Raw genomic sequence first — 13,307 nt, 5'->3', positions numbered from 1 at the left:
CAAGCGCTGGTAGGGTCACGCGACCAAAGCGAAACGGCGAGAAAACCCAGGAAAACCCGGGAGCGGCCATCATGACGCGGGGACCCCAGACAGAGCGGTACTGCGCTCGTTGTGGGAGCAGGCTCAATCGGTACAATGTTGAATCGCGTTGCGCGCCATGCGAAATCACGCTTCGGGATGAACGACAGGAGCCGTCGCCGGTACCGCCAGCCTTCTGGCAAACCGATCAGATGCGCGATGCGCTCGCCACTTGGCACATGGGCCGGGTGATCTTCGCCTACCGCACGCACCCATTTCACCATCGGCCCTTGCCGCAGGAGCTGGTTGCCACCTGGCTTGGCCTCACCCAGGCCCAACTCAGCCGTATCGAGAAGGGGCCAGCACCCGAGCAACTGTCGAAACTGATCCGTTGGGCGGAGGCGCTGGAAGTGCCGCCCGAGCTGCTTTGGTTCAAGCTGCCAGCAAAGTCCGGCGCTACGCTCGGTGATGTGAAACGCCAGGAATTTGTTCGCGCCGCGCTGGGCGTCACTGCGGCGGTCGCGACCAAACAGCCGCTACTGGATTTGCTGGCCCAGCTTGAACCAACGCCTGTCCCGTCGACGGTCGGCCTGGCGGAAATCGAGCAGGTGCGAACTGCCGCGCGCGAGTTCAGCTCCTGGGATCACACCTACGGCGGTGGCCTGGTTCGAGAAGCGGTCTCGGCCCAGCTGCGCTATGCCGTGAACTTGCTGGGTGCCAGTTGTGCCGAGAAGCACCGCATGGACCTGCACAGCGCGGTCGGGTTCCTCGGACATACGGCCGGGTTCATGGCCTTCGATGCCTACGCGCACGCTGATGCCCGCAGCATGTTTCAGCTCGGGCTGACCTGCGCCGAAGAGGTCGGCAACTGGCACCTTCGAGGCAAGGTGTTGTCGTCAATGGCTCGTCAGGCCATCTGGTGCGGGCACCCCGACGATGGGCTCACCTTCATCGAACTGGCTATGGTCCGGGCTGATCGACTGACGGCGACGGAGCGGGCCATGCTGCACGCGGCGAGAGCCCGAGCGCTGGCCAAACTGCACCGCACCGACGAAGCCGTGCGAGCGGTTGGACAAGCTGACGAGGAGTTCGCGCAGGCGGCGCCGGAAAACGATCCGCCTTGAATGGCCTATTACGACCATGCCCAGCACTCCGGCGATACCGGGCATGCCCTATTCGATGTGGCACTCGAAGGTCGGTTCGTCGGTGAGGCCCGGCAACGATTGGAGATTGCCGTTGCCGGACACACCGACGCCTTTGTTCGCTCGCGGGCGATATCTGGCATCAAGCTGGCGTCGCTCACCATGGCCACTGGCGATCCGGTAGAGGCTGCCTCCTTCGGCCAGACTGCGCTCAGCGACGCTGGACACCTTCGTTCCCGCCGGGCGGCGGATGATCTGCGTGAGCTTCGCATGTTCACCCAGACTCATGCCCAAACGGCGGAGGTTGATGAACTGCGCTCGCAGATCGACAGCACGCTGGTTCACGCATGACGGACGTGACCGGAACCGATTGGTTGGCGATCGTGCGTTCGGCTGGCACCGCGGTCGGCCTGGACGTGGACCATGCCGAACCGATTCAGGTGAGCGAGAATGCCATCTACCGGCTGCCAGGATCGGTGGTCGCTCGGGCAAGTCGCCCGGGGCAATTGGATGCAGCGCGGCGTGAGGTCAACGTGGCTCGCTGGTTGCAGCAATCCGGCGTTCCAGCGGTGCAGGTTGTTCCTGATGTCGACCAGCCCGTCGAGGTCGAAGGCCACGCGATTACCTTCTGGCGCGAGCTACCGCCGCACCATCAGGGCACCCCGACGCAGGTGGCTGCCCTGCTCAAGCAGCTCCACCAACTGCCGATTCCCACCGAACTCAACCTTGGTGAGATCGCTCCGTTCGTGCGGCTGGACGAACGGATCAGTGCCGCCCACACCCTGTCCGATCCCGATAGACGTTGGCTGCAAGAACATTTGGCCGATCTCCGGCAACGGTGGGAGTCGCTTCCGGATGGGCTTCCCTGGTGCGTGATCCACGGTGACGCCTGGGTCGGCAACGTGGCCGCGATGGAAAGCGGGGAGGCCGTCCTTCTCGATCTGGAGCGGACATCGGTCGGACCGCCGGAGTGGGATCTGGTGCACACGGCAATCAAGCACAGTTCGTTCAAGTGGATCACCGCAGAGCAGTATGCCGAGTTCTGCGCCGTCTATGGCCACGATGTGACCACCTGGGCGGGATTCGAGCTGCTTCGCGATATCCGAGAGTTCCGGATGACCACGATGGCGGCACAGGCCGCGACGGCCAATCCGACCTGTCAGGAGCAGGCAGAGCATCGGCTGGCTTGTATCCATGGCGACCGTGGACGCCGGCCCTGGATGGGATGGCAGGCACTTGCCTGAACGAGGGGGCGATCATCGCACTAGCGTAAAGCTACGTTCGGCTGTTACTCACAAATTTGGTCAGGTAGTTCGCTCGGAGGGATGAATTCGGCGTGCTTGTTCTGCAAATAGGCGCGACTCGATTGATCATTAGATACGAGATCAAGCGCTTTCCGAAAAGCTTCGTTTCGCCGCTGCGCTTGATCAATTAACTCGGGCCACGTCTTGACCCACAATCGGTAGTTGCTTGTCGCATTGACAAGGCCCCCGTCCCCGCGGAGGTTATTCAGCGAATCTTCAACCTTAGTGCCGATCAACCAAAAATCCCATATATTACGATCGCTCGCGACCTCCGGATGACCCGTGATGGCTGCGGCATATTTGGCAACCTGCGAATACTCGACCATTGTGAGGTCCATCGGCCGCTTCAGTTCGACTACAAGGTTCCGGTTCTTCTCGCTCTCTGGAAGAAATCGGTAGAACATCATGTCAACCCGCCCACGTTTCCCGTCTGGCAGCAAGACGGGCGCTGGCGCGAATTCGACATCAGGTGACTGCTTATTTACGACCGTCTTCACCACTCGCGTGAGCCCAGACTCGGACAGAGCCAAGGACCATTCGTCTCCGAAGACCCAGGGCTCCTGCACCAGTAGTGGATGGAGCTGATCCACTTCGCGAAATTCCTTTCGCGTTTCATCAGAAAAAAGTAGTCCAGAGAGACCGTTGATGAAATCAGCACGATCGGCCACCGTTTGAGCCGAACGAATTATTGACGTCAGTTTCGTCCGCCCGAGCAATTCGGACAGAACCTCTTGCTCCTCAGCGTTGAGATCCAGCACGGCGTCGAGGATACGCCGGGTGCGTGATGGTTCTGCACGCGTCGCCTCCTGGAGAAGTCGAAGTGAAAGACTCTTCTGTTTCTTGTCACGACCGATACCGGGGCTTGCTATAACGGCAACGATGTCAAATATCTCACGCTCAACCTCTTCAGCCGCACTGGTCGGTGTTCCATGATATGGATACACCTTCTCCTCTTTCCACTTCGCGAGAACATCGCCCTTGTGCTCTTGCAGGCGGCCATTGAGATATTCCTGAGTTGCGCGGTCCGCAGCTGCAACAAGCGCGCCGTGTCTGATCCGTGGCTCAAAGAGGTCAGCTTGCCCCATCAGTTCTGGATCACTAAACCCGTCCCATTCCAAATATGCCGACCATTGAATGGGCGTCAAAGACGGCCGTTTCATCTCCACTTGAGTGATGACATGGCCATTTTCGTCGCACAAGAACAGAGCCTTGGACCGCATGTCAGCAGACCATTCGACGATTCGTAGCTTAGGTTCCGACTTCCCGTGAAGAGGCACTTCGGTAAGATCGAGCGGCACCTCTTCATTGCGAATGATATACGCGTCGGGATTCAGCTCGTTGCCCGAGTATGAAACTTTTACGTCCTTCAGAGCAAGAAGCGAAGAAGCGAGACGAGCAATAAGTGTCAACGGAGCGACATCGCTGGTGAGACGCTTAGATTTCGAGGTCTGCCGTGCAGTTAGGGTGACAGTGGTTCCTTCCTCATCCGACGTGCTGAACGGCCCGTCTTGAAAGAGGGTGTTCGGAGACGTAATCGAGCCGGAAATCGTTGTTTCAAATTTTTCTCCATCTATCTTGGCGATCGTTCGCCATTCCGCTCGACTCGCAATTCCGTAGACCAGCAGCCGTCCCCGCCCTCGCCATCCGTGAAGGGGGCGCTTGATGTTAGGCGAGAAGCGCTTCTTTTTCTTCCACGACTCACCCTGCATGAAGAAGTAATCCGACACCTCGTCATACGTCATACCATGACCATTGTCCTTGACGACGATGGTGTCTGGGGCCTCGAACTCGGTGAGGTTGATGGCCACGTCCACCCGACTCGCCTCGGCGTCGATCGCATTCCAGATCAACTCAGCGATGGTATCGACAGCACTGGTACGCTCTGCGAGCTCCAGAATCGTATCGCTACCTGCCTGGACAGCCTTCTTCTCCACGGATCGAGACTACACGTCTTTGCCATCTACCACTGGGCGAATCACCGATGTGTCGTGCAGTTTGTAACTCGCTGCAAGCAAGTAGCTCTTGGCATGTCCAGAAGGAGTCGTCGTAGATATGGCTTGACGGATTGCCAGAATAGATACAAGATATAAATACATGAGCAGAGACTATCCCGCTTACGAGTTACTGGCTAAATATCTCGATGCCGAGTTCGGCAACATCTACGAGTACCGCTTTGCCGAAGGTCAGGATGCCGAAGGTAATCTAGTCACCCTGGACTACCAGGAATGGACCGATGAACTCCACACCGCGGTAAGGCAGTATCTCCTTCACGATCTACCGGCGGATGTTCGGGATCGGTTGTTTCGCTCTAAAGACGGTGCCACTACTGACGTCAATGTTGAGGAACGAGTCGATCGACTGCTCCAACTGGAACCGTGGGAAGTGGCCTTCGAGGTGCGCAACGCCGCGGTGACTGCGGTTCCTACACTTCGCGAGCTGATCGGCAACCTCGACAGCTGGCCCTCGGGGGAGGAGTCGGCCGACGCCATTGTGTGGTTGGAGGCCCACTCCACTATAAGCGAGTGGCGCGCGGTGGCGGAAGCAAGCAAACACGGTGAGCTACGGGAGATTTTGGCGTCGAACCAAAAGCGTTCGTTGGCACCAGATGACTTGGTGCGCGTGCTGTCTCCGAAGGAACTGCTTGCAGCATGGAGCGACGCTGTGGCGCCGGCCAGCACGGATCTCACCGATGCTGAATGGCAGCTACTGACCGCCAATTTCCCCAAGCGGCGAGACACGGCACCTGGATCGAAAGCCTACCGAACACCGAGCGAATGGGAACTGATCAAGAAGCGGCCAACCCTCAACACGTTGCGCTACAAATACCTCAAAGACGTTGGCTGGAATGACCTGCCGCCACGGTACACACACAACGGTCTTCAGATACTGCGCTACTACCAGCGCCAGGGTCTATTCAGGCACTTGCGAGATGCGCTGAAGGACAACGACAACACCGATGCCAGAAACCTCGTGGCCTGGCTGGATCAGATGATTGCCGATACACCGAAGAAGCAGACGCCACAGCAATCGAAGGGAACGGCGGCATGAGATTCCATCTGCATCCTCGATCGTGGTATATCGAAGAGATAATGATCGTGGGCTATGTGCCGCAGGTGGGCCACCTCTTCACTGCAACAATGCGCTGCCGTCAATGTGAGCATATTCGTGAAAAGACTTATCTGGACATCTTGCTTGTCTTCCGACTAAGCCTTATGGGCTTTCGTGATCCTGAATACCGGCCAAGGGCGACGGAGCTATCCGAACAGATCCATGATGACGTGTGGGCAGCCCTTTGATTGACGGCAGCAGAGGCTCAGGAACCTAGGTGGTCGTGTCTGCGGATACCGGTTGAGACAACACCTGTCGGGCTTCTGCATAGATTTCGGACAAGATTAGCTCTTTGCCATCTCTAACGATTACTTCGTCTCCGACTAAATCTTCGTCAACCTGAACAGCATCATCCGTATCAATGACTCCAGTGTAGAGATGGGGAATCGCCATAAGTGCTGATCTATCCAAGTAGTAGAGGCTCCTCGTCGCCGGTACGTAGAAGTATTTCATTTGCCGTTGCTCCAATTAGATTCTATTCGCAGTATGCGCCAGCAGGTTCTTATTGGCAAGGAGGGATTTCGGAGCAGGTATACGAGTTCTCTACCGTCGAAACCTGTAGGTCAGCAACGAAAGTTCAAATCCGGATTGTTCGACGACCTTGATACTGCCATCGTTTCCCGCATGAATTCCTGCCTCGAAAATCTTCACGTCCTGAGTATCAGGATGATCTAATAAAGCCTTTACAGTCGCTGCGCCGTACCCTTTGCGCCGGTGGCCAGCTGCAACGGTATAGCCCACGGCGACCTGGTTATACAGAACCTTGCCCGCCATCTCTACTGGAGTCGTCATGATGAAGGCGACCCTCTCCCGGTCGTGGTTCCAGGCAATATATCGCCGGGCGCCTGGGGTCTCCACGATCGTGAATGAGCTAAGGTGCTTCAGGGTATCGGGGTCGTCGAACCATGGCTCGATCGCGGTAAGGTCCTCATCGGTGGCGGGCAGAAGGACCACGCTTGATTCGCCGTTGTCGGATGGCAAGGGCTTTGAAGGCTGCGGGGAGTCCAATTCACTCACGCCGCTGTGGACGTGATTCGTCCTGCGGTTGAGCGATCTTCAACCAGGCACCCATCTCGTTCTGCTCGATCTCGGTCACCGCTTTGGCCAGAATCTCCTCGCGTGTGTCGCTGCTGTAGGGGTACGCACCCGTCCGGAAAAGGCGGCGCTGTGCTTCCACCGCCTCGCGAGCTTGGCTGAAGCGCAGATAGTCATCATGCCAATGAAACGACGACCGCAAGCCTGTGATCACGACGACCACCGCGCCGAGCACCGCGGGTATGGTGGTGTTTCCGTCGATCACCACAGCAGAAACCGGAATCGCGGCTGAGCACACCAGCTGGAGGACTTCCGTCAGCCGATGGTAGCTCCGCGCCTTGATCGCAGCACGTCGATACCACTCGTACGACGAGGTCGCCAAATCCATAGCGTACGACACATCTGTAGCATCGCTCGTCATCCAAGCTCCCGCCCCGCGATCAAAACGCTGAGTTCTCTGTGAACTCCACGATCCAGCAACCCGATTTCCTATTGAAGGTTGCTAACTAAGTTGTCCTCATAGGCGACCAACTCGGCAATCTTGGTGGCAATTTCCGCCATCGAATCATCCGCCGTGCTCAACCCGTTTCGGGATGCAAGCAAGGGGCTGACCTTTCGGAGATCCTCGAAGGTCGTCTCGTGCACGACAGGAATCAGCACATCGCGTGCGAGCAACTCCGAGAGTTCCTTGTCCGAGACACCCCCTCCTTCGACACGCTTCAGCAGAGCAGGGGTGACTAGAACGAGACCCGTACGAGACTTTGTCAGGCCCTTGTCGATCTCTCGCATGAACGGCAGGCCTAGCGCAATGTCCTTCCCGCTGAACCAGACAGACACGCCCTTTGCTACGAGCAATTCGCGCAACTCCGTCGGAGCGCCGAGCCGATCATCCCACGCATGGCAAAGGAAAACGTCGCGAAGATCGGGCTCCTGACTCGCCCGCAACTCAACCGTGCGGCGAACAGGAGTCAACGCCCGAACCTCGGCAGGCGTGTAGATCACGGAGGAGGTGCTCGGCGACCAAGGCGCGCGCACCCTGCCGCTGTTGGACCCGCTCAGACTGCCCGCGCCGCCTCCACCGCTGCTCTGCGGCGTATAGGTCGGCGGCGAGTAGTAGGGCTGAGGTGATGAGTACCCGTAACGTCGGCCGCTGCATGCCGGGCACGCCGCAGCTCCGCTGGCGGTCCGATGGCCTCGGACCGGGGCAGTGCATGAACTCACGATCGCATGATAGTCCCCGCGGTCTGGCCGGGACGATCAAAGCCCCCGACACGCCGACTTGCGATTCTGTAACCGCGCACCACCACCGACACGGCCATCTTCCGAGGCCGTACGAGCGGTGCTCGCGTGAAGCGCTAGAACAACTTCCACTCATCCAGTTGCCCGATCAGCCAATCGAGGCGTTCGGGCGTCATCCGCTTTCGGGATGAAGTAGACGAGTTCGCTAACTTGTATTCATCATCTCGCTGCTGGTCGCATCTCAACCCCTCGCCGCCGCAGCGCGTTCCACACACTCCCTTTGCTCTTGCCGAGCTTCCGCGCCACGGCATTGAGCGATTGCCCCTCGCCGTAAAGCCGCACCGCCCAGTCAATCTCCTCGTCAGTCATCGGCTGGTACCGCATCTGGACGCCATGCTCTTGGAGGATCTTGAGCAGCCCACCTTTGGACAAGCCATGCCGCTCGCACAGCGTGTTCGTGGAAGTGCCAGAGCGGTAGGCGTCGACCATCTCCGCGATTGTGGCCTGCGACAGCCGCCGATCCAACCGCCGCGCTTGAACCGTGCTGCTGCCTGTCGTCGCAGGCCGGCGGTGCGGAGCAGCCTCGATCTTCTGGATCACCGTGGCCAACCACTCCGGTTCCCACTGTTTCAAATACCGTCCGCTAACCCCGACCGAAGTAGGGGATGGAGGACGGTACCTGAACCGTCCGACCAACGCGTGTTTTATGCAAGAGGCTGGCCGCTCCGTCGGACCAGACGCGAGAAGGCGTCGGGGCTGTCTGCGGCGTGTCTCCTTCGACGTGAACTCACCTCGCCAGCAGCCGCCGTGCCCCGGTGACATTGATCCGCCACCGCACCATCTCGACGCTGCACCCAAACTGCCAGGCTGCCTCCTCCAAGCCGGTCGTCGCTTGGCCAGTCCCCATGCAGCCTTGGCCGGAATGAGGAGGGCGCCGGCCAGAAAGTTGGCTTCGTCCTCATGGTCACTGTTCCACTTCCCGCAGCCCTGGCCGTCGTGGAGCGAAGCCGGGGGATGCATCAGCAGTCCATGGCTGAGTTCGTGCCCGATGTCGCTCGCCTGCCGACCGAGGGTATGGGCTTCGTTGTGAACAATCGCAGCCCGCCGAGAACCCACGAACATCGTCAGGCCGGAGAAGCTGGATGCCTCGTTGCCGTGCAGCACCCGGAGTGCCTTGCCCATCCCGGGTTCGTGGGTCGAGGTCGCCGAGAGTGAGCACCGGAATAGCGAGGTGTTCAGCCAGTGCCCGAGGCTTGAGCTGCTGGTATTCGGTGAGACCGATCTCCTTGCGGGTTTCGACTGCCAGCCGCTCGACCTCGGCCTTGAACCCTCTGTAGTACGTCACCCGGCGGCATCGTTCGGTCGCGCGAACCATAGCCACACCCAGTCGCCGGCAACATGCTCAGGGCGCCCATGGCGTTAGCGATCGCCATCAATTTCCAAGCCGAGCAACGACTCCCGATGTCGGGTGACGGACCGACGGAGGAGTCCGGCCTGCCTCCTCGGTAAGCTGGAAGCCCAGCTCGTCAACACGATGTCAAGACGGTGAGGGATGCGGTGGAAGGCAGTGGGCAGGCTTATGAAACCCTGATCGGACAGGTCATGCAGTTATTCCCTGAAGTCGCTCGTCAGGTTAGGGCAGAGGTCTCCCGCGGAATAGATATACCTGGTGAGGAGCCGAACTCGGGGTGGTACTCGAAGCCCAAACCAAAGCCAACTGAGATAACCACGCGAAAGTACTCCGACGACGAAAGGCTGGAGATCCTTCTCGCTGCCTTGGCCACCATTGCGAGGACTGCGATTGAATCCCGTCAGGCTATCGCTAAGCTGCTAGGTGCCGCAGTAGGCCAAGGCGAAGAAAATTACCGCATCACCTTCGTCGATACAGACACCGATGAAAATATCATGACAATGTCGATGGCACAAATACTTCAGACGGAGGAAATTGAGTCTGTGTTGAGAGGCTTGGAGCAGGCTCTGGAACTGGTGCGGCAAGGGTGAACGCGCGCGTGAATAAGGACGAACTGATTCGGTTCGTCGAACGTTCCCTCGCATCTCTGCATGCAGCCTATCGGGACTATGCCGCTGAATCCGATCTTTATGAGGCCGCATTGGTCTCGATAGCTGTGGACGCCGCGCACCAAGCTGGTGGCAGAACGATGATCACCTATGACGGCCGCTCAGCGACGACCCAGATCCGGTTTCGGCGATCACCAGGAAACCTGTGGACGGGTGATTTTACTTTCATTACTGTTAGGTTCCCTGGTAAGCGAGTGCAGCTTGAGATACACCTTGGGGTGATGGTCGTTGGCACCTCCGGCGTCGCTCACGAATGTGACATCGCTGTGCTCGATAGCGAAGAAGCCGACTGGAGCCGCCGCGGATGCAAGCACCCACGTAAGTCCAAGCTGGTGGCGGCGATCGAAGCCAAGAACTACGGCGCATCACCGGGGCTGGGCGTGGGACGGGGATTCTTGGGACTGGGCGCCGAGCTTTCCAAGGAAAAGTGCAACCTCGTATTCCCGGCAAAAGGCTCCGACAACATCATGAAATTAATAGCAAAGAAGGGCAATGGCGTGTGTTTTGACGAACTGACCCCTACTTCACCTGCTGTTGAGCGACTCCGCTCACACATTCATACCGCGATTCGAAATTGGATAGCGACCAAGTCTTAATCGACATACGGTTTATCCTTCGAGGGTGACTTGAGAACTTTCCGAGAAGCCCGACCCAGAATAATTCACTGCGGCATACCGGATTGACCTGGCTCGCCGACGCCGGTCTCCCCCCTGCACCGGTTACAGCAGATCGCCGGCCACTCCGACTAACGGGTCACCGAACTGTATCTGCGCCCCGACCACGCGAAACTCGCCAAAGACGCCAAGAAACTGGCGAAATTTCTGCGAGCAGCAGCATAGGACCACAGTGCGGGGCGGGAGTCTCACCCTCCCGCCCCACCGCAGAAACTGGATTCGCCACCGCAGAGACCGCGCACAAACGCGTAGCCACCGGCGTCCAGCATGAACAGAGTCCGGCTATCCGTTGGTCGACATTCGCTGGCATTCCAGGCATTTCGGTGACGCGACACGAAGTACCGGCACCTGAAGATAGGGTGCTCGATGGGTGATGCAGAGTTCGGGGACGCCGGTGTGCTCGCTGAGCACCAGGTGGGGCCGGTTGATCACGCGCAGAGCCAGGGCGGTGGCGCGGGTATCGGTAGCGAGGTTGTGGGATGCCTAGTGCGGGGTTGCGGTAGCGCTCCCGATTTGAGCTGCGAGGGAATTCATCCCCATAAAAGCAGAATTATGCAGGTCAGAGCGCGATTCCCTGTGGGGTATACAGCAGATTCGGCTGCCCTGGAGATATTCGGACCATTCAGTACCGACTGGTCTGCATTGTGCTGCCTCCGTGAATCGACTGTCCGAATAATTCAGCGCGCCAAAACGCCGGGCATTGGCTATGCTGCAGCTATGGTAGATGTTGGGACTTCGGTGAGTGACCTCGATGTGGCTGACTGGTTCGACGACGAAGATGATGACCATTCGCCGGCGTTGCCCGTAGAGGCAGTCGACCCCGCAAAGAAGTATGCAACCAGCCAGTTGAGGGTTGTTCGCGAAACGAAGGATTATCAACTCGACTATCTCAAGCATGCACTTCGTCCGGGCGAAGAGCTTATCGACATATCTCCGACCTACCAGAGGCGGTTGCGTTGGCCGAACCGGAAGAAGTCACTTCTTATTGAGTCGCTACTTCTCAACATACCGGTGCCGCCAATCTTCCTGTATGAGCGCGACTACAATTCTTACGAGGCGATTGATGGCCGCCAGCGGCTCCATGCAATCACCACCTTCCTTGCCGATGGGTTTAAATTATCCGGTCTAGAATATTGGGCAGAGCTGAACGGGAAGAGGTTTCGGGATCTGCCGGACGTTCTGCAGAAAGGTTTGTTGCGTCGAAGCCTGCCGGCAGTGGTGCTCTTGGCGGAGACGCAAAGGTACGAAGTTGGGGAACTGGATGTTCGCCGCATTCTTTTTGATCGGTTGAACACTGGAGGGATTAAGCTCAACCCGCAGGAACTTCGGAACGCGCTGTATCCAGGAAGACTTAACACTCTGTTGATAAGGTTGGCGCGTGCGCCACTCTTTACTGAGATATGGAATATCCCTGGATATACCGAAGGCGAAGAGGATGGACCATCGGCCGAGCTCCTGCGTAACAGCCTATTCTCCACGATGGCCGATTCTGAGCTGGTCCTGAGGTTCTTCGCCCTGAAGGACGCAATTGATCGAGGTGTGGTAGGGTCCCTGCGGTCCATTCTGGACGGTTACATGGAGGCGAACGTCAACCTCGACGAGATTGAGGCATCGGAATTATCCGAGAAATTCCACAGTTGCCTGGCAGGGTTGCATTCAATATTCGGCGCGGAAACTTTCCGTCTTCCGGAAAGTGGAAGGCTTAGCCGACCTTTGTATGACGCGTTGATGATTGCGTTTTCTCAAACCGCGGACTATGAAACTAGGAATAGGAAGGAGGATATTACCGCGGCATTGCACGAGGCGCTTGCCAACAAGGATACCTATGACGTCCTAGTAGGTAGGGGTAATACTATCCAGGCAGTGCACGACCGCGTCGAGCTGGCGGGGGAAATCCTGATGGCAGGTTTGCGGAAATGATCGCAGCAATTAGGTTGGCGCCCATTCTTTCCGACTTCGATCAAGACCTCGACCGCACCGAACATCTCCTTCAATTGGTAGGAGCATTTCGAGATTTTGCCGCGTCCAGAGTCCCAGATGAGGTGTCGGACAGGCGCGTGGTTTGGGCCGAAGCCCAGTCCCTCTCCGCGCTCAGTCCGAAGGTTCGCACAGACCTTCCGATCATTTCGGGATCGCTATTACTTTATATTTGCGGACGATTTGAGAATTTTGTTCGGGAGCTTGTCGTGGCAATCGCAGACGATTTAAGTTCAAAGGCATCCGTCTATGGAGACCTTCCAGAAAAGCTTAGAGCGCAGATGTTCGATCAAGCGCTTTCAGTTGCCTCAAGCCCGCGCCGTTACGGATTTTCGCGCTCCGACGGTGAGCAAATAGTCATTCAACTTGCAGGTAATCTGACGCATCAGAGCGGCTCGATAGAGATCAGATCCGACTTACTCGCAATTACCGAATCCAACATGAACAGTCGAACTTTGGCCGATGTGTTCAAGAGGGTGGACTTGGAAGATATCTGGCGGGAGCTGGGCAAGCAAGCACCACTGAAGTCCCATCTTGGCGTAGGAGATGACTCCCAGTGCCGATCCACCGCCACTAGTAGGCTGGACGGAATCATGAAGGATCGAAACGGCTTAGCACACCCAACGGCAGGCACCATATTTCCAGCCACGGATAAAGTGAAAGAGGATTGCAGCTACTTTAGAGTGTTGGGAAAAGTTTTGGTAGACGTACTGCAAGTTCCGCACTAGTGC

General features: G+C 57.9%; 14 protein-coding genes and 1 pseudogene. 9 read left to right on the top strand and 6 right to left on the bottom strand.

Annotated elements, in window-relative coordinates; translation table 11 throughout:
* Nucleotides 1-230 precede the first annotated feature (230 nt).
* The 3 genes from ACWESM_RS13440 to ACWESM_RS13430 are packed head-to-tail and all read left to right on the top strand — an operon-like array spanning nt 231 to nt 2,404.
* The gene (locus ACWESM_RS13440; RefSeq protein WP_452491910.1) at nt 231-1,142 is read left to right on the top strand and encodes a helix-turn-helix domain-containing protein; all 912 of its coding nucleotides are present in this window, start codon (nt 231-233) and stop codon (nt 1,140-1,142) included.
* Nucleotides 1,143-1,511, top strand: coding sequence for a hypothetical protein (locus ACWESM_RS13435; RefSeq protein WP_452491908.1), 369 nt, complete (start codon nt 1,143-1,145; stop codon nt 1,509-1,511).
* Nucleotides 1,508-2,404, top strand: a complete 897-nt coding sequence (locus ACWESM_RS13430) for a phosphotransferase family protein (protein WP_452491906.1) — start codon at nt 1,508-1,510, stop codon at nt 2,402-2,404. Before ACWESM_RS13435 ends, ACWESM_RS13430 begins: the two co-directional genes overlap by 4 nt.
* A 44-nt stretch (nt 2,405-2,448) precedes the next feature.
* Here the strand turns inward: ACWESM_RS13430 and ACWESM_RS13425 are convergent, their stop codons facing one another.
* Nucleotides 2,449-4,398 (bottom strand): ATP-binding protein, encoded by a 1,950-nt coding sequence (locus tag ACWESM_RS13425; RefSeq protein ID WP_452491904.1) that lies wholly within the window; start codon nt 4,396-4,398, stop codon nt 2,449-2,451.
* Nucleotides 4,399-4,558: 160 nt separating this feature from the next.
* On the opposite strand from ACWESM_RS13425, the gene ACWESM_RS13420 reads away from it, so the two are divergent.
* A complete protein-coding gene (locus tag ACWESM_RS13420; RefSeq protein ID WP_452491902.1) occupies nt 4,559-5,512 on the top strand; it encodes a hypothetical protein in 954 nt (317 codons plus the stop codon).
* Entirely contained in the window at nt 5,509-5,760 is a 252-nt protein-coding gene (locus ACWESM_RS13415) for a hypothetical protein (RefSeq protein WP_452491900.1), read from the top strand. The genes ACWESM_RS13420 and ACWESM_RS13415 overlap by 4 nt, the downstream gene beginning before the upstream one ends.
* A gap of 355 nt (nt 5,761-6,115) precedes the next feature.
* Here ACWESM_RS13415 and ACWESM_RS13410 read toward each other — a convergent pair whose 3' ends face one another.
* The 5 genes and pseudogenes from ACWESM_RS13410 to ACWESM_RS13390 form a co-directional block, all read right to left on the bottom strand.
* Nucleotides 6,116-6,589 (bottom strand): GNAT family N-acetyltransferase, encoded by a 474-nt coding sequence (locus tag ACWESM_RS13410; protein WP_452491899.1) that lies wholly within the window; start codon nt 6,587-6,589, stop codon nt 6,116-6,118.
* On the bottom strand, nt 6,582-7,028 hold the full coding sequence (locus ACWESM_RS13405; RefSeq protein ID WP_452491897.1) for a DUF4231 domain-containing protein: 447 nt from the start codon (nt 7,026-7,028) through the stop codon (nt 6,582-6,584). Before ACWESM_RS13405 ends, ACWESM_RS13410 begins: the two co-directional genes overlap by 8 nt.
* A gap of 68 nt (nt 7,029-7,096) precedes the next feature.
* Nucleotides 7,097-7,609, bottom strand: coding sequence for a toll/interleukin-1 receptor domain-containing protein (locus ACWESM_RS13400; protein WP_452491895.1), 513 nt, complete (start codon nt 7,607-7,609; stop codon nt 7,097-7,099).
* A gap of 456 nt (nt 7,610-8,065) precedes the next feature.
* Nucleotides 8,066-8,446 carry a helix-turn-helix domain-containing protein gene (locus ACWESM_RS13395; protein ID WP_452492178.1) on the bottom strand — a complete coding sequence of 127 codons (381 nt, stop codon included), beginning with the start codon at nt 8,444-8,446 and terminating at the stop codon, nt 8,066-8,068.
* 321 nt (nt 8,447-8,767) lie between these two features.
* A pseudogene (locus ACWESM_RS13390) lies at nt 8,768-8,968 on the bottom strand (ImmA/IrrE family metallo-endopeptidase); the annotation flags it as partial.
* Between the two features lie 423 nt (nt 8,969-9,391).
* Between ACWESM_RS13390 and ACWESM_RS13385 the strand changes: the two are divergent.
* The 4 genes from ACWESM_RS13385 (at nt 9,392) to ACWESM_RS13370 (ending at nt 13,304) form a co-directional block, all read left to right on the top strand.
* Nucleotides 9,392-9,847: a hypothetical protein gene (locus tag ACWESM_RS13385; protein ID WP_452491893.1), complete on the top strand. Its 456-nt coding sequence runs from the start codon at nt 9,392-9,394 to the stop codon at nt 9,845-9,847.
* 8 nt (nt 9,848-9,855) lie between these two features.
* Entirely contained in the window at nt 9,856-10,521 is a 666-nt protein-coding gene (locus tag ACWESM_RS13380; protein WP_452491892.1) for a hypothetical protein, read from the top strand.
* Between the two features lie 795 nt (nt 10,522-11,316).
* Nucleotides 11,317-12,519, top strand: coding sequence for a DUF262 domain-containing protein (locus ACWESM_RS13375; RefSeq protein WP_452491890.1), 1,203 nt, complete (start codon nt 11,317-11,319; stop codon nt 12,517-12,519).
* A complete protein-coding gene (locus ACWESM_RS13370) occupies nt 12,516-13,304 on the top strand; it encodes a HEPN domain-containing protein (RefSeq protein ID WP_452491889.1) in 789 nt (262 codons plus the stop codon). Before ACWESM_RS13375 ends, ACWESM_RS13370 begins: the two co-directional genes overlap by 4 nt.
* Nucleotides 13,305-13,307 lie beyond the last annotated feature (3 nt).

It is taken from the genome of Nocardia sp. NPDC003999, assembly GCF_053604885.1.
Note: the sequence above shows the minus strand (reverse complement) of the source record. Positions and strands in the feature narration are given on the sequence as shown.